At 36.7% G+C, this 17,389-nt stretch carries 12 protein-coding genes; 2 read left to right on the top strand and 10 right to left on the bottom strand.

Translation table 11 applies throughout. From position 1 onward, the window contains the following. Nucleotides 1–93 precede the first annotated feature (93 nt). From FZ954_RS01585 to FZ954_RS01540, 9 genes are all read right to left on the bottom strand, one after another. Entirely contained in the window at nucleotides 94–690 is a 597-nt protein-coding gene (locus FZ954_RS01585; protein WP_148876465.1) for a response regulator transcription factor, read from the bottom strand. Next, complete coding sequence (locus FZ954_RS11870) at nucleotides 671–1,399, bottom strand: ATP-binding protein (RefSeq protein WP_262366226.1); 729 nt, start codon at nucleotides 1,397–1,399, stop codon at nucleotides 671–673. Before FZ954_RS11870 ends, FZ954_RS01585 begins: the two co-directional genes overlap by 20 nt. A gap of 926 nt (nucleotides 1,400–2,325) precedes the next feature. Further along, entirely contained in the window at nucleotides 2,326–4,341 is a 2,016-nt protein-coding gene (locus FZ954_RS01575; protein ID WP_148876459.1) for an FtsX-like permease family protein, read from the bottom strand. Between the two features lie 12 nt (nucleotides 4,342–4,353). Beyond that, nucleotides 4,354–5,088: an ABC transporter ATP-binding protein gene (locus FZ954_RS01570; RefSeq protein ID WP_148877624.1), complete on the bottom strand. Its 735-nt coding sequence runs from the start codon at nucleotides 5,086–5,088 to the stop codon at nucleotides 4,354–4,356. Nucleotides 5,089–5,356: 268 nt separating this feature from the next. Further along, nucleotides 5,357–5,488, bottom strand: a complete 132-nt coding sequence (gene slmA / locus FZ954_RS11865; protein WP_148876456.1) for a salivaricin M family lantibiotic — start codon at nucleotides 5,486–5,488, stop codon at nucleotides 5,357–5,359. Nucleotides 5,489–5,942: 454 nt separating this feature from the next. Then, complete coding sequence (locus FZ954_RS01555; RefSeq protein ID WP_148876453.1) at nucleotides 5,943–6,263, bottom strand: DUF5966 family protein; 321 nt, start codon at nucleotides 6,261–6,263, stop codon at nucleotides 5,943–5,945. Then, nucleotides 6,256–6,540: a DUF5962 family protein gene (locus FZ954_RS01550; protein WP_148876451.1), complete on the bottom strand. Its 285-nt coding sequence runs from the start codon at nucleotides 6,538–6,540 to the stop codon at nucleotides 6,256–6,258. Before FZ954_RS01550 ends, FZ954_RS01555 begins: the two co-directional genes overlap by 8 nt. A gap of 74 nt (nucleotides 6,541–6,614) precedes the next feature. Then, nucleotides 6,615–12,839, bottom strand: a complete 6,225-nt coding sequence (locus tag FZ954_RS01545; RefSeq protein ID WP_187423308.1) for a DEAD/DEAH box helicase family protein — start codon at nucleotides 12,837–12,839, stop codon at nucleotides 6,615–6,617. Nucleotides 12,840–12,886: 47 nt separating this feature from the next. Continuing rightward, entirely contained in the window at nucleotides 12,887–13,297 is a 411-nt protein-coding gene (locus tag FZ954_RS01540) for a thrombospondin type 3 repeat-containing protein (protein WP_148876445.1), read from the bottom strand. Between the two features lie 460 nt (nucleotides 13,298–13,757). Between FZ954_RS01540 and FZ954_RS11695 the strand changes: the two genes are divergently transcribed. Together FZ954_RS11695 and FZ954_RS01535 are read left to right on the top strand one after the other, a co-directional pair. Beyond that, nucleotides 13,758–13,922, top strand: a complete 165-nt coding sequence (locus FZ954_RS11695) for a hypothetical protein (RefSeq protein WP_000201399.1) — start codon at nucleotides 13,758–13,760, stop codon at nucleotides 13,920–13,922. A gap of 1 nt (nucleotide 13,923) precedes the next feature. Then, entirely contained in the window at nucleotides 13,924–14,532 is a 609-nt protein-coding gene (locus tag FZ954_RS01535) for a hypothetical protein (protein ID WP_033680332.1), read from the top strand. 34 nt (nucleotides 14,533–14,566) lie between these two features. Here the strand turns inward: FZ954_RS01535 and FZ954_RS01530 are convergent, their stop codons facing one another. Beyond that, nucleotides 14,567–17,380 (bottom strand): phage tail tip lysozyme, encoded by a 2,814-nt coding sequence (locus tag FZ954_RS01530; protein WP_148876442.1) that lies wholly within the window; start codon nucleotides 17,378–17,380, stop codon nucleotides 14,567–14,569. Nucleotides 17,381–17,389: the final 9 nt, after the last annotated feature.

Below are 17,389 nucleotides of genomic sequence, written 5' to 3'. Positions count from 1 at the left end.
TACTAATAGATTATCAAATTTACCGTTTATTAGAATGAGTAATATGTGCAATTTTTGTAAATAAATTAAAAAAGCTGCATCTTCTGCAACTTTTTAATCTGGTGGAAAATAGCCCAACTGCTCAGCGATGTGAATCGCCTCCTGCCTGTTAGTCACTCCCAATTTTGAAAAGATATTGGCCAAGTGATTGGAAACTGTACGTTTACTCACATAAATCCTTTCACAGATATCATCAATAGCCAAGCCATTTCTAACCAGTTCTAGCATCTCGATTTCTCGTGGTGTTAGCACCTCTACCATCACTTCATCTGAAAAGACCTTGCCACCTAGATAAATCTTTTCCAGCTTTTTCACCAACTCATCTGGGTTCATGCTTTTATCCAGAAAGCCATAAGCACCCATAGCTTTAGCTCGGTGTTCATACATCTTTTTGCTGTATCCCGTCAAAATTACAATCTTACTAGAACAACCATTGTCGATAATCTCTTGTGCCAAGGTCAGCCCATCAGCTTGATACAGACTCGTCAGGTTGATGTCAATCAAAATAATGTCGTAGTCATTAAAAGCAATCTCCGAGATAGTCGAAAAATTATCCACCAACTGGACCTTTTTAATGTTTTCCGATAACTCTAAAATCATCTTGATACTTTGGCTAAATAATTTATGATCATCAATTAACAAAATTTTCATAACACAACTCCTTATCAATCGGGAGAATAATTTCTACACGAAATCTCTTATTATTTTCAAAAATCTGCATTTGACCACCTAAAACACTAATTTTATTAGACATATTTTTCAAGCCATAACCTAAGGATTTTTCTGTTTGAAGGCAGTCATTTTCAGAAATGATAAAAATAGCGTCATCATGCACATCAATCTTCAAAAAAATTGTTCCACCACTAGCGTACTTAACGGCATTGGTCGCCAATTCCTCAACCAGACGATAGGCAATTTTATCGTAAGGAGATAAAAGCCTAAAGTGGACAGGAAACTGTGTGACGACTTCATTTTCTGCGTGATAGCGCTTGACAATCCGATTAATCAGCCCTTGATACTGGATGTCTAACTGCTCGTCTGTTTCTACCATTGGCTGATAATAATCCATCCGCTCACGAATCCGCTGAACCAACTCTTCTGTCACCAGATTGATCTGTTCACCAAAAGCTTGATTGCTACTATATTTATTGAAATTTTTTATTGCCATCACATTTTGCAGGATTTCATTGTGAAGAAATTCGGAGAACTGTTGTTCTGTGTCTTCATTTGCCAGCAGACTTTTTACCATACGGTTACGCTTTAAAAAGAGAACTTTTACATAATCCCTAGCATCTAGCATTTCAGCAGAACGAAAGAGACGAATCAATTCTTCCGAACAAATCCCGAACAATAGTAACATGATATTCAAGACCAAAAAGCTCGTGTTTAAATCTAGACGAAAGATGATGAAAATACCTACTAACAAAAACATAACTAGTAAAAATAAGTGTGAAAAAGCTTTTATATAGGATAATTTTAACTCTGATACCTTTTTTTGAAGAGAGCTGATAATAGTTTTGAAGTGTAAAAAAACTAAGATGCCAACAATTTCCAGATACCAGACTAGGTTCATCACTTCTGAGCTCGTCGTATTGATATACAAAAAGAAATAAGAAAGAGGCAATATTAGAGCTAATATCCACAAATTTCGTCTCTGATACCTGAGTTTACTTTTCAACTCTTCATGATATAAAATAAATAAAATCAAGGGAACAAGGTTTAAAAAGAAAGACGCAAACAAGGACAGAAAGAGAAAAATTGAAGGACTTAACAGATACGAACTAACGGTGATTAGTGTCAACACAAAGGACACACTCAACAGTTCTTCTCCTATTTTCTCTCCCAGAAAGAGAATAGACAGAGAACTATACACTAATAAAAAAGAGTTGAGCGGATGAAGAATATCAAAAAAGTGCAACAGGGTGCTCGTAACTCCTTGATTAAATATGGATTGCCAGCTAATGAGAAACATCATCAGGAGCAACCAGAGTTTCAACTCACTATAACGAAAGGTCACAATATTACAAATATAACTAAATGCAATTAAAGCAATAATCAGCAATAAAACCATCTGTAAGGAAAAATCTGTCGAAAAGTCCAGAGGAACCCTATAATAAATATAAATCATCAAAGTTAGATGATTAAAAATCGTCAACCACCACAATAAAAGTGAGTTTTTCGAGATCAATTTGACAAACTGTTTCATATGTATCCACTTCCTGAACTACTTTAATATCATTATAACACAATACCAGAATTGTCGGATAGGCAACTCTGGTATTTGACTTAATTTTCAATAATTTGCCAACTTACTCTGTAAGTCACTAGCAGGTAAAGGACGAAGAGTAAAACCGCTACTCCCAGATAGGTGATATCAATAGAAATGCTGGTATTAGCGAAATTCTCAAAATAGCCCAAAAGAGCTGTACTCAAGGCAAGTGCTAGCGGACCTGCGATAACCAGCGGAACCAAGAAATAACTTAGAATCTGTTGCAAAAGAATAAAACGATTTTGCTTTCTCTTGTTACCAAGAAGGTACAAGATTTGATAATCATTGACACTATCCAAAGCACTTGTAGAAGTTTGAAGAGACAAGATACTGAGGGAAATAATGATGAAAATGACACTGACAAAAATCATGACAAAAACAATGACACCCATAAAGCCAAGATAAATCTCAAAAATTCTTCCTTTGGTTTGATAGGTGAACGGATTCAACTCTGTACCATCACGAGTGAAGTAGTATTTTTCAATCCACTGACTCAAGAATGTTTCTACTTTCCGCTTGTCAATATTTTCTTTGAAATTGGCAACATAGGTCATGTGGTCTTCCGTCAATCCAACTGCTACCTTATCTGGTACAATCAAGGTTCCTGTGTCATTTGTACCTACTGAAGATAAAAAGTAAACTGTTTCAAGTGGCTTGGAAGACGCAAGATTAAGAGAATAACCGTTAATCATGAGGGTTTTTGTCGTTAATAGAAAGTCCTGAATCTGCTTGGCAGTTCCTTTATAGTTAGCATTGACCAGAAATTGGTTATCTGCCAAGTCAACCGCTTTTTTCCCTTGCAGTTTGCGGAGATGATTATAGGCAGAAATTCCTAAAATCGGTACTTTTGATTCAGGAAGTTCCTTATCATGCGCCCAAAGATTGCTAGTATCAATCAAATCTTTATAGGTTAAATCACTAGAATAGATAGGATAGCTGTACTCCTCTTTGATGAGGTTAAAGTCAAATCCATCTACTTTCAATCTGTCTTTGACAGATTCCTGAGAAAACTGGAACTCTTGACCACGATAAAGATTGACAGATACGTCATAAGGTGAGTATTTGTTCAGCTCTCGGTTCATAGTCGTATAGGCACTACCACTAAAAACTAGTAAGCTGAGAGCCAGTGTCAAGGTCAAGGATAAGACAGCCAACGTGACCGAATTACTATCAGCTTGTTTTGAAAATTGATGAATTTTAAAACTGTTTAGTCTGTTATAGTAGGTCTGAGGCAGTTTTCTAAGGGAAACCAAGATAAAATGGCTCAAGGTATTGTAAAATAAAATCACAAAAATCACGAAGACAGATACAAGTAAGATACCCCAGCTTTTCAAGAGTGATAGATGGTGATAGTCTGAAAAATAGAGAGCACCAAAACCGATAACAGCTGTCGAAAGAATAAAGAGAAGTGCTTGAAGAACTGGCTTGCCTTTTGCCAAGACAGATTTCTTGACCCCATTTTCTTGAATGAGTGCAATGATATTTTGCTTTCTAAAGGTAAGAATGTCCATGACACCAACAATAAAACTGGTTACCAAATAGGAATAAACTAGTAAGATGACAGACTTGCTATCAAAGAAAAGCAGACTACCAAAGTAATTGGCCATAAAAAACTCAGATGCAATCTTAGCTAGAATGACCAGTAAGATCACTCCAAGCAAGAAACCTAGAATCAAGGAAAAGATATTGACCAGCATGGTTTCAAAGAACAGGGTACGGATAATCTGCTTCTTCTTCATTCCCAGCGTTGCATAAAGTCCCAGCTCTTTCTTGCGCCGTCCTAGGACAAAGTTTGTGGAATAAACGACGAGAAAGGCAATCGCCGATAGAATCAGATAGGAAAGCAAGCCCATGTACTGGCTCATCACCATCGTTAACATTTCCTTTGCTCCTGATAAACTTTGCATCACTGGATGGCTTGGTAAAGCATTAAAAGCGTAGAGCAAGCTATAAATCAAGGTCAGACTGAAAAAATAGATGGTATAGGTCTGTAAATTTCGAAATACATTTCGTAAAATCAATTTTAGATACATACTCTCCTCCTCCTATCTGGTACGGCTGTAAATCTCTTGCAAATACTGTTCATTAGATAAGCTGTTACGTTCCAAATCATACATAATCTTTCCATCGCTAAGTAGCACCATCCGTGAAGAATACTTGGCTGCGGCAGGGGCATGCGTAACCAGTAAAATGGTAATACCAAAACTTTTATTGATTTCCTGCAAAAGCGCCATCAGTTTTTCAGAATTGGCAGAGTCCAAGGCTCCCGTCGGCTCATCTGCGATAATCAGTTTAGAATCATCAATCAAGGCTCTAGCAGTTGCCACACGTTGTCGCTGGCCACCTGATAACTGATTAGGAAACTTATCTTTTAAGTTTTGGATGGCCAACTTATCCAAAATTTCCTCAATCTTATCCTGATGTTTTTTGATATTTTTCCCCTGTATCTGGAGAGGTAGAACAATATTTTCATAAACTGTCAAGGTTTCCACCAAGTTGTAAGCTTGGAAAATATAGGAAATGTTTTTAGCACGATAGTCAGCTAGTTCATTTTCCTTGGCATGGATGATGTCAAAATCTTCAAATCGAATCTCACCTGATGTTGGTTTATCAATCGTTGAAATACAGTTGAGAAGTGTTGTTTTTCCACTACCACTAGCCCCCATAATTGCCAGAAATTCACCTTTTTCAACGGACAAGTTCACATCTAATAAAGCATGAACGATATTATCCCCTTGACCAAATGTTTTCGTTAATCCTGTCACAATAAGCTGTTTCATCATTTCATTCCTCCGTTTCTTTTTTACACTCTCATTATACGGTTTCTTTCAAGGTTTGCCATGAGTATTTTGTGCAATATATTTATGCTATAAAAAAAGCCGATACTTTTTTAGGTATCGGTCGATATTGATTATTTTCGATTGTTTCTTTTTTTCATAAAGTAAACAATCCCTATGACAATAACTCCTAAGACCAGTACAGGTGCATAGAAATCTAGTGTCCCAATAATTCCTTCCATTTTATCCTCCTGTCAAAAAATAGAGAGTTTTATCCACAGCGCACGTTTGGCGAAAAAGAATATGTAAACCACCAACCACAGCGCTCCTGTACTGTTAATCTAACAGCCGTACGCCACCCAGCAGCAGATTTACCATCCAATTCTTGGATATTAATTTCCATAATCCAAAGAATTAATCTCAAAGTTGTCTTGTTTTATTTGTATTTCTCCCCGTAAATATAACACCAAATCAAAATGTTGTCAATGTTTTGTAATAAAACACTATAATTTTCCTTTTGTTTTATCTAACGCGAATATTATTTGTCGTACACTCATAGGAACAGGTGAAACACAATCCACATAGACCAACTACTGTCATTTTAAAAGCTGTGTACCACTAGCTTCTGATTTCCCGGAAAGTTCTTGGTTTTCAACCTCGAAACTTAGAGAATCAATCTCTGGACGACTTGTATTTTTAGCCATAAGGTGCCTCCTTCCTTCTTTTAGATGATCATCTTTACAGTAACTAGTATAAACTCTAGTATTGACTAAGTAATGAGTAAATCGTGCAAGTTTCTTATTTTCGAGAAAAATTTTTATAGTGCCCAATTAGAAAGTAGCCGAACAATCTCTTGCTCAGCTACTTTTTAATCTTCTTGTCCAACTAATGATTTTCAAAACACCACATACAAGCAAGGCTAGATTAAATACCGCATAAAATCCTGTAAAACTGTTCAGACCATTCTGGGATAAATCTTCCATATAAAGAGTCGGTTCAGTAAAGAACAAATAAATTCCATAGCCCTCCACGAAAATAAGAAAACTGACAAAACCAATCAGGAAAAGTCCACTGGCAATAAGGAAGATTCTCCATAAAAGAATGAGAATTCCTCCTACTGCTAAAAAAATTACTGGGATAAGGAGTAAATCATTCATGACTTTCTCCTTTCTAGTCAATCAACTGACGGTAATGGGTGGCAAGAGAGGAATCAAATTCCTCTAGCTTTTGAACTAAGTCCAAATACTCCTCTTTTTCATGTTCTTCAAAGTCCACACCTCGATGATTCTGAAGAGCGATTTCCAATTGGCTAGTGAGTTCTCGTATAGAAAAGCTGTAATCGCCTGTCACTTCCTCATAATGTTCCTTTAACTCCTTGTAGGCTTGGTATTCTTCAGATGTTTGAAATCCCTGTACCAAGGCCTCTTCTAATTGATAATAGGTATCTTCCATCATAATTGTTACCTCGTTTCTTTCTATCTTTATTCTACCGCGCTTTTCTTTTCTTGTCCGCTATTTTTATATATTTTTTAATCTAATTCAAAAGAAAGTTGTTCTTGCTTTTCTTTTCCTTTTTCGTGGAATTGTCTTAAGGCCTGATCAATAATATCTAAATCCGTTTCTGTTTCAATCAATGGCGCGAGTACATCGTATTCGGCCTTTTTAGTTTGATAATCCTCTTCCTTTGGAAAATTTTTCTCAATTTCTACTTTAGCAGTAGTCCATTTATCCTTTAATTCATCCAATAAGTTCTGTGTTTTTACTTGGTCCTCTTTAATGTGATCAATCGTATGCTGAAGCCTTTGAATTGTCCCCAAAGGAGAATACAAATCTAAACTGACAGAATACTGATTTTCTCCTACAATCTTAACAGAGAAGGTTTCAGGAAGAGGTTGATTTGTTGGAAGACTAAGCATTTTAATGTCAAATCCTCGATAGCTTGCTAGGGTTCGGAATTCTTTGCTGTCAGCTTGATTATGACGGATAAGACGGTGTAGGGATTCCCCTGCTTCAGCTCGTTGATCAAAAGCTTGCTTACCTACCGTCATAGAAAATGCCTGGTCTTTCGATATTTCAGACTGTTGAATATCGCCTTCATACTTGCTTAATCGTTTCTCTAGAATGGGTATATTTTCTTCACAGTAGGAGATTGTATGACGATAGTGATCCTTGCTGCGTTGAAAGGCGCGTCTTTGATTTTCTAATAGGGTTAAATCATTCTCTAGTTCCATCTTATATTTGAGATAAGGATTACCTGTTGCTAGTGCCTTAAAATCAGAAGCTGTCATGGTCTGTTCATCAATGTCTTCTGCAGCACGAATCGGCTCCTTAGAAGTCATAATCTGCTTAATGTAACGGAGTTTGTTCTCCTGAGTTGCCCAAAGATAATTATCAAACGAACCTTTAGTAATGTAGTGGTAAATATCCACTTCCTTATTTTCATTTCCTTGTCGGATAATCCGTCCATTGCGTTGCTGAATGTCACTTGGTCTCCAAGGGACATCCAGATGATGAACTGCTTTCATCTTGCTCTGAACATTTAAACCTGTTCCTCCTTTTTCGGTTGAGGCAAGGAGAATCCGCACCTCTCCTGCATTGACCTTTCGAGATAAGCTATTCTTCTTTTCATCACTATTGGCATCATGTACAAAGGCAATCTCCTTACTAGGGATTCCTCTATCAACTAATAAAGCCTTAATCTCAGAATAAACATCAAAGCCATTGTCCTTTTTCTTAGGTGTGCCAATATCTGAAAAGATCATCTGAGTAGCCTTATTTTCCATTCCTTCACGATAAATTCTTTCAACATTATCCACTACCTGAAGCAGTTTATGATTGTCTGCTAGACTATAACTACAGTCCAATAAACGCATATCAATTGCTAGTTTTCGTGCCTCACCCGTAATTTTTAACATGTTATCCTGACTCGGATCAACTGTTCCACATTTAACCGCATCTGAACGCATAACCAATTCTTCTAGATAGAGTTTTTGGTTCTCAGTTAACTCACTCTCTATAGGGATAATATGGGCTTCTGGAACAGGTAAATCCAACATATCTTGTGTTTGAATGTCGGCTGTTTCTTTATAGATTTTCATCAACTCAGGAAGATTAACAAATTTTTTAAATCGCTTCTTAGGTTGGTACTTATCCCCTGTAGGAGCTAATTCCATAGAGTTTTGAATTTCTCCAAAAGCACCTACCCAAGAGTCAAAATAATCAACTTGATAGCGTTTTAAGATATCTGGTTGAATATAGTTCATCATAGTATATAACTCACTAATAGAATTGGAAACAGGTGTTCCTGTCGCAAAGACAATATTTTTAAAATCATGTTCTTCCTGAATCTGTCGAACCTTCATTTCCATATCCACATTCTTCTTAGACGTTGTATTGGTAATCCCTGCTACATTTCCAAGTCCAGTAATCGGACGAATATTTTTAAAGTGATGTGCTTCATCCACAAAGAGAAAATCAATTCCTAAGTTCTCAAAATCAATAAAACTATCACGATTAAAGCGTTGGAGTTCTTCCAATTGTTTCTCTAGACCACTTATTGATTGCTCTGCTTCTTTAACGGTGTACTTATTTTCAGAATGTGTTTTAATCTCTCGTAGTTCATTGAGTTTATCCTCGATATAATTCATCTGTCTTTCCTTACTGACAGGGATTTTTTCAAATTGAGAATCCCCAATGACAATGGCATCGTAATCTCCTGTAATAATACGAGAAACAAATTGTTTTCTTCTCGCCTTCACAAAATCTTTCTTAGTGGTCACAAAGACCTTTTTAGTAGGGAAAAATTTCATGATTTCTTGGCCAAACTGAGCAGACAAACTAGAGGGCACTACATACAAGGGCTTATGAACCATCCCCAACTCCTTTAATTTAAACCCAGCCCCAAGCATGGTCAAGGTCTTTCCTGAACCTACCTCATGAGCTAATAAGGCTCTTTTTTCTTCTACGATTCTTTGAATAGCATTCTCTTGGTGAGGACGAAGACTGATGTTTTGTGCCAAGCCATCAATGACTAGATGGCTACCGTCATACTCTCGACTAACCGTTCGATTATAAAGGCGATTATAGCTTTCCTCAATGACTTGTTGGACTTCTGGATACCGTGAGACAAATTCTTGAAATAGCTCTTGTAAATGCTGCTCTTTTGCTCTTAGAACAGAGGTTTTTTCCAAATCTGTGATGGTCTTTTTCTTTTCTCCTTCCGTAACAGTCATAGTAATCGTCGGTTGGTTTGAATTTAGTAAATTCTCAAAAATCTTTCTTCCTGTATCATAACGTGAGCCACTGACTCCAAGACTACTATCTTTGGCACTTGGATAGCGATAAGCAAATGATGTCCTTAAATGAACCTGCCCATCGACAGGATTCACTTCAATGACTTGTTCAACATCTGGCGAAGACAATTCAAATTCACGATTGGTAAAACATTCAAAGGCAAATTTACCATAAACGGATTGAGGAATCCAACGTGACCCTATTTTGAACTCAATATCTGCTAGATGAATCCGTGGAGGGCGAACAGATTCTAACAAATCTAAAGCATGAGACCAATCACATTCTTGGTTGTTTTCCTCTACTAACAGTTGAACTACTTCTATCTTGTTGAGAATATCTCCTGACAAAAACTGGTTCTTAGAAAGATATTTTCTTTCCCCTCTTAAATAGCTTTCTGGATCCATTAAAATCTGGTCACCTAACTCATCTAAAATAGCAGCTTGGCTATGTTCGGGATAAATTGATACCATATAGTCTAAATCAACCCCTCTACCATCCGATAAACTGGAGTTTAAGGCATCTAGAGCTGTTGAAACTCTTGTAATCACCCTCTCCGGCCTAACCAATGCTTTCTCAAAAGCTAAAGATTTTTTATATTTTACTTTCTGACTTTTAGAATCAATGTATTCATCTTCTAAACTTGCTAGTAAGGAATACTTATCGTCACTATCAAATAAGTTCCGATTGACTGAGGCATTCAAGTATCCAAATTGACTTACAAAGCGGTCATAACCACGATTGAGTTTACTAAGTAATACCTGAAAATCTGTCCGACTATAATCTGGATGACGTTGAATTTCAATTAAGGATTGATAGGTCTCTCTCAAATCAACCATGCCCTTAATGCGACTAATATCCTTATCCGATAAAGGACTTTCATAAAAGACAGTTTTTTTGAACAGTCCCTTATATTTCCCTCTTTTACTCGCTTCTTCTGACTTGTAAACATCTAGTGCTTCCTCATCTGTCAAATGAAGTTTCACAAATCGGTCTATTTTATGTTCAGACAAAGAACTGTCCCAAGCTTTAAACTCTCCCTTCTCGTCTACATAATAACTAATTTCGTCTACTTTTGAACTTTTCCGAATGCCATGCGTATCTCGATAATAAATTTGATCCCCCTCATATCCAAAAGAATAGAGCGCTAAGTTCTCACGTATACGACTTGGGATAGAATTATCCACTTCTTCTTGGATAAAAACAGGTGCTTTCAAAGAATTGTCAATTTGTTTAGGTGCTTCCACATTCTCTAATGCTTTCATTATGTCAGTAGCTAATGTTTCTGATACCCCCTTAACATTGAGAGTTCCTCCATTAAAATTACGTACCTCATATTCACCTAAAACTTGTGTATTGTATTTCCCATCAAAATAAGGATTGATCCAAACACGCTTATCCTCCTCAAAGGGAATAGAACCACTAAAAACAAGTTCTTCCTCATTAAGATTCTTTGCTTGATCCTTTTGAAAGAAGAGAAGATCTGTAGTCACTCGAGTACCTGCAATGCTTTTAAAAGCCGTATCCGGCAACCGAACTCCCCCTAAAAAATGAGTGTTGGATTTAATCTCTTGTAAGACATTATCTGTCCGCTTATCCATTGTTCCAATAGATGATATAATCGAAACTTGCCCTCCATCTCTTACTAAATCTAGTGAGTGTTTGACAAAGTAATCATGTATCATATAAGGTTTATCATAGTTTTTATCTGCAATGCGAAAATTTCCAAAAGGAACATTCGTTAAGACTAAATCAAAACTATTATTTTGATAGGGAACCTCTTCAAATCCTCGCACTTCAATGTGGACATTTGGATGAAGTTGCCTAGCGATTGCGCCTGTCACACTGTCTAATTCAACCCCATAGAGTTCTGATTTATCTCGTATACTTCTAGGCATAGCCGCAAAGAAGTTCCCAGTCCCCATAGATGGATCTAATATCCTTCCTCCCTCAAAACCATCATCCAGTAACTTTTGCCAAATCTGGCGAATAATCATTGGGTCTGTATAATAGGCTGTGAGAGAACTTTGTTTCATGGTGGAGTATTCTGATTTACTTACTAAGCTCTTAAGAGTTAAACGTTCTGTTTCATACTTTGGATTGAGTTCATCAAAAAATTCATTGGCAAGACCACCCCAGCCGACATACTTGGCTAGTAGTTCTTGTTCTTCTAGATTCGCTTGTCGTCCCTCTTTTTCTAATCTTTTAACAAGATCAATTGCGGCGATATTCGTTTCAATTTTTTCTCGATTTGTCTTAGGATAAAAGTCCTCTAAATCATCTGGAAAATCAAAATCTTGAACAGGGACATCCGTCTCTTCTATACCTACAATAAGCGTTTCTGTTTCCTTATCCTTATCTTTTTCCTTTCCATTTTCTTCATCCAGATAGGAAAACAAATCTATTTCCTGACTTTCACTTGATGAATCAATCTCAATCTCTGAATCTTTTTTTTCAAGTTCTACAAGAGACAATACTTGTTCAATCTCTTCCAAACTGTTCAAGTATAAAATAGGATTCTCTTCAAATAACTGGTTAGAATCATTGAATAGCTCTAGGCGAACTAAGTCATTTAACTGTGCATTTTCAATCGAAACCAACTGAAATACTTGTCCTTTATAACTTACTTGAGAACCGATTGGATATTCCCTCAAACCTTCTTCTACAATTTTATCGACATTAGAAAAAGAGTTAGTTTCTTCCATTTCCTGTTCAATATCACTTGAAGGAGATAAAGATTCCTCTACTTGCTTAGACTTTTCTCTTATGGCCTTTACTTCATCAAAATGAGTAATAATCTTCAGCTTTTGTGTCAGTGGGAGTTGTTTGTAGTTTTCTTCATGATGGACAAGATCCGTAACAGTATCTAAAGTAGCCATCAATTCTGAACCCAAATAGGCTAGAACATCTCCCTCTTTTTCTTCAAAATGAATCTCAATAACCTCTTTTTTTAGTTCTTTGGAATCAACCATTAGAAGAAACTCCTCTATATCTCTACTAATGCGGTCAGATAGATTATTCGCAACCCGATAGACATTGACTAAATTGACATCCTGATTCTGATGACATACAAGTTCACTTAATGGTTCTAACTTCTCTTTTTCAGATTGGATGTAAAATCGAGTGGAAAGGTTATATGTTGCGACTTCTAGCACCAAGTTTTTCTCAAAATTACTTAATTGAGATAATTTACTTAGACCTGCTTTTCCAAAATTTCTTGTGTAACTTTCTAAATCTTGGTCATTATTTTCAGAACTAGCATCTAAGAAAGAAACAATATCTTGATGAAACGAATACACATGAGGAATCTCATCTAGCTTGCCCTCTTCAGTCAAAAAACTCTCTACCAAGTCCTGCCATTTCTCATCAAAATGTTGCGCTTGATAACGAAGAAATAGGTCCATTTTCTCTCTATCTTTTGGAATTGTTCCACGAAACATAGCCAATAATTGCATTACTTCCATACTCTCTCCTTTCATCTATACGAAAATAGGAGAATCACATGATTCCCCTACAACTCCATCTCCATTTCAACCTCTTGAGGACTGGTTTCTAAATCACTAGACAAAAGAGGAACGGCATCTGTTCTCATGTAGTAAGTATATAAGTCTTCTAGATCTTGTTGGTTTTCAATCCCTGTTTCAATACTAATCAGAGCCTGTATAAATTCCTTGTAGTGACTCTCCATCATATCTGAAATCTTTTGTTTCATTTCCATAAATACTGAAGACGGTTCAGTTATACTTGTTTGGTCTATGTCTTGTAAATCCTTTTCTAAGGGATCGCTTCCTTCTTCTACTTCCACTAAATCTGAACGATCATCACCATCAGAATCTGCGCTAAGAGGATTGGTTCCTAGCGCCAATTCTTGAGCATCAGTTAATCCATCTTGATCCGAATCACGTTGATAAATGGCTTCCATATACTTCCTTCTTTCCTAGTTAATCTTTTTTCACTCCAATCCTACCAAATATTCCTTGAAAGAAGTATCACAACAAAAAAGAGAACGAGCCAAAACTACGTTCTCCTGAAAATGATAAAACATTATTATCAAAGTAAAAAGATGACTTACAGAATCTGTAAGTCACCTAGTCAATCGGTTTATTCTGGTGTCTGCCACCGCTTGGCCCTTACGTCCAAGATTGCTATCGGATTTCGTTCTGGTGTCCGCCACCGCTTGGCCCTTATGTCCAAGATTACTATCAGATTGACCATGAGCCAACCACTCATCTACACCATTATTCTAACGAATATGAGCTACAAATGCAAGAGAAAAACTTATTTTGGATTTATACACTATAGAAAACATACACTATCTTCAGATTGAACTTTTGTTCAAAATAAGCTATAATGAATTTAAGTAGAAACAGGAGGTAGAACAAATGGCTACAATCAGTTTAACACGTGATATAAAACTAACAAACGAAGATGCTCTAAAAATTCTTAATCATAAACCATCTAAAAAGCTACAAGCAGTCTTGAAATCTATTGAATCACAGGACGCTACCGCTCCAACGAAAAATAAACTCATTTCAAAGTATCTGTAAGATGACAATTCAAGTGACACCACTTAAGCAATATCTTGAAAATATTCAAGTGCTGGCTCCTGATAAAACTGAGAAACAAGTTCAGGAGCTATTTAAAACTATCATTTTAGAAAATGTTGATTTCAACGGTAATGAAGAGATGTTGACTTATCTATCTGATAAAGCTCCCAATTTTGAAAAACAACATCGTTCTCGTAATTTTATCGTTGAAGAAACTGAAACAAATAACATCATAGGATTCTTTAGTTTATCTCTCAAAGTTGTTGATATTTCTGATTTAGAGAAATCCTTAAAAAAGAAACTCGTCCTAAAAGGGAAAAGTCCCAAAAATATTGATTACCTCCCTGTGTTACTTATCGGTCAATTCGGCAAAAACACAAAGCTAAATAAACTATCAGGACAAGAGTTATTTGAAATTGTAATTCAAAAAATTGAAGAATTTCGAGCAATTGTAGGAACTCAGATGGTATTTTTAGATAGTATCAATCATCCTAAAGTCATTCAATTTTATGAACAGTTCGGATTTGTTGCTTACAGTCAATTGATTAAAGACGATCATCAAGTAAGTTATCAGCCTATGGCATTAAATATGTCACTCTATAAAAAATAAGAATCATGTCACCTAAACTGATGACATGATTCTTTTATTTCACCGTATAAGCAAAACTGATGGCACTATCTGCTTGCGAGATTTTTCTAAAGGTATAGTTAGGGTTGCCACCATAGTTTGTCTCAGACACGAGGAAAGAACCATCATCATAGACCTTCTCTACAAAAGCTACATGACCATAGTCTGCTGGTGTGCCATGTGTACCTCCCACAAAAGAAACAATAGCACCTGCTCTTGGTGTAGAGCCAGTTTCCCCACCAAGACTTGAAGCTGTCGCAACCCAGTCCTGACCATTTCCCATGGTATTAATGATTGGAATCTTCTCTCCATTGCTTCCTTTTAATTTCAAGCCTAATTGATTCATACGAGCCGCAACACCCCATGTACATTGTCCATAGGCATAGGCCATACCATCTCCACCACCAGGAACAGAATGATCATATAAGTCCCCACGAACCCCTTCAAGGGATTGCGGATCACTCTTTGCCTGTCCTCCATTTGTTTGGCTGAAACCTTTTTCAATTTGGTAATACCATTCTGTTGCTCTGGTTTGTCTTTCCAGTAGTTTGTCACCAGAATTTCCCTCCCAATAGGTCAGAAAGAGTTGAGCGAGATTGGCTGCACTGCCCGTATTTCCAAAGAAATCCTTTAACCAACTTTGATAGTAAGGGCTATCCCCATGAAGCATAAAATCAAGTTGTAGGTCTAAATCATACCATTTCTTATTTTGGGTGCGTGCATAATTTAACAAGGCAGTATGACGTGTTGACCCATCTGCGGTATCCGTCCATTGACCTAACCCCAAACCTCTATGAAGAATATTAGGATAAGCACCACTATAAATGTCTGGACCTCCAATTGCCAACCAGCTTTCATCATCCCATGAGGAATCGGTAGCGCCAACAGGAGGAGATAAATAATCCCCTTCAGCTCGTTTAGGATTAATAGAAGATTCTACCGACCAATTTCCTAAAATTGCCGCAATGGCTTGGGGACTTGCCCCTTGAGATTTCAAAAACTCATAAATATGTTTCGCTCGTTCAAACTCATCCCCACCAAACTGACCAATGGCAGGTAAGATAGTAGTCTGAAGTTGAATGACTTTGGGAAAATAAAATTGAGGATTGACATACACCAATTCTTCTTTCTTGTTCTTAAACTTTTGATAGGAAACTTTCAAACCTGTATCGTCTGGTGTTTCACCAATAATATCACCCGTTAGGACTCTTGTCCCCTCAATCGCACGGCCATTATGAATAGAGTACAAGGTTAATCGACTCTCATTCTCTCCTTTTCCGTTAGTGAGAATAACATTGTCACCATCTAGAGATACAACTCCATCCATTGGTGCGACAATCGTTTGGTGAGCCTTTGCTTCTAGTAGAATGTACTCCTGAAGAGTAGGTTTCCCATCTAAATCATAGTATCCATAACGATAAGTCATGGTTAAACTATCTTCGTTACTTTTCCCTTCAAATGGATTGTCCAATTCCTGCATGGAAGCATACACACCCTCTTCTTTTAGTTCCTTTATTTCCTCTTGATCGTCTTTCGATAGTTTATACTTAGGAGTTTCATAGAGGTCTTGCATGGATTTCAAATCATCCTCATCGTTTAAATCATGCCACAAAGTAGACAGATAATCCTTGTAAGTTTCTGAACTAAATAAGTGAACTGGTTTGTTTAACTCATAGTCATGGAATTTAAAGTTCATATACCCCATCACATCATCAACTTTTGTGTAATAAGTAATTCCTTTGTCATTTGTGCGAGTATGTTCTGCATCTTCCCAAGTTAAGTGGGTATAAGCTTTTGTTAATTGAAATTCATCTTGTTGAATTAAACTAGCAGATGAAAATCCTAAAAAGAAGCTCATCATAAGTAAAAGAAGAAAGACTATTCCTCCAACTATCCAGGTTACAGGATTTCCAGCCGCAAATGTAAAGAAGGAAAGGGCTGCTTTTAGATTTTGATAGATATTTCGGACACTTGTAAGACCTTGTTTCTTTAATTTTCGAAACCGATTTTTAAAGGAACTTGGGTTATCTTTCGCTAGTTTCCATCCTTTTCCGGCCTTAAAATGATGATATCGCTCTTTTGTGTTGGTCAGTCTTTTTTTGGTAAAACGACCTGTTGCTTGTCCTGTTTTGACACTAGCTTTCCCAATGTTATAAGAAAGCCGACTGTAGCGTTTTCCTTTTCTGATAGTCTCTTGAAGCGTGCGATAGCCTTCTAAATCTTCATTTTCTGAAGCTAACTCTCCCCCTTCACGTCCAAGGACATAAAGGAACGTTTTAGCTTTCCTACTGACTTTTTTGGACTTATAAGCTTGTTTAGTAGATTTTAGATTCTCTTTTGCGACCTTGACTTCTTTCTTGGCTTTTAATTCTTCTAAACTCTTCCCTTGAAAGAAAAAATTAGATTTTTGTTTCGATTCCTGACCATAAAGAAATTTTTGATTGGTTTTTCTTTCTTTACGACTCTCTTTTCTTTCTTCTTTTGCTTGTACCTTGGCTTCTCTAAATTGCTCCTTGGCTATTTTCAATCGTTTCCTAGCATGAGGCAATCGTCTGTCTCTTAATTCTTTTCGATTCAACAGAGATGGAGGACTATTTTGAAGAATATGATTGTAGTCTTCATTTGCTTGTTTTACTCTAGCCTTTGAAGCTTCTCTCATCTCCTCTAGCTTTTGCTTTATCTCTTTTTTCCATGCTTTTTCATCCAGTACAGAGGAATCTTTTTTCTGTCTCCTCACCTCCTTCTTTCCTTGTTTCAAGAATTTCTTCTCATCTTTTAGACTTCTTCTAAATGCCTTTCGGGCACGTATGATTTCTCTTTTATCCTTCATTTACCTTCC

The organism is Streptococcus sp. Marseille-P7375 (genome assembly GCF_902460365.1).
Lineage (GTDB): Bacteria > Bacillota > Bacilli > Lactobacillales > Streptococcaceae > Streptococcus > Streptococcus cristatus_I.
The sequence above is the reverse complement of the archived record's forward strand: the minus strand, read 5'-3'. Positions and strand labels throughout refer to the sequence as shown.

Excerpts from the sequence above, each read along its gene's own strand:
- FZ954_RS01530 (WP_148876442.1), bottom strand. The coding sequence starts at position 17,380 with ATGAAGGATAAAAGAGAAATCATACGTGCCCGAAAGGCATTTAGAAGA.
- FZ954_RS01540 (WP_148876445.1), bottom strand. The coding sequence starts at position 13,297 with ATGGAAGCCATTTATCAACGTGATTCGGATCAAGATGGATTAACTGAT.
- FZ954_RS11695 (WP_000201399.1), top strand. The coding sequence starts at position 13,758 with ATGGCTACAATCAGTTTAACACGTGATATAAAACTAACAAACGAAGAT.
- FZ954_RS01575 (WP_148876459.1), bottom strand. The coding sequence starts at position 4,341 with ATGTATCTAAAATTGATTTTACGAAATGTATTTCGAAATTTACAGACC.
- FZ954_RS01545 (WP_187423308.1), bottom strand. The coding sequence starts at position 12,839 with ATGGAAGTAATGCAATTATTGGCTATGTTTCGTGGAACAATTCCAAAA.
- slmA (WP_148876456.1), bottom strand. The coding sequence starts at position 5,488 with ATGGAAATTAATATCCAAGAATTGGATGGTAAATCTGCTGCTGGGTGG.
- FZ954_RS01550 (WP_148876451.1), bottom strand. The coding sequence starts at position 6,540 with ATGATGGAAGATACCTATTATCAATTAGAAGAGGCCTTGGTACAGGGA.
- FZ954_RS01570 (WP_148877624.1), bottom strand. The coding sequence starts at position 5,088 with ATGAAACAGCTTATTGTGACAGGATTAACGAAAACATTTGGTCAAGGG.
- FZ954_RS01585 (WP_148876465.1), bottom strand. The coding sequence starts at position 690 with ATGAAAATTTTGTTAATTGATGATCATAAATTATTTAGCCAAAGTATC.
- FZ954_RS11870 (WP_262366226.1), bottom strand. The coding sequence starts at position 1,399 with ATGTTACTATTGTTCGGGATTTGTTCGGAAGAATTGATTCGTCTCTTT.
- FZ954_RS01535 (WP_033680332.1), top strand. The coding sequence starts at position 13,924 with ATGACAATTCAAGTGACACCACTTAAGCAATATCTTGAAAATATTCAA.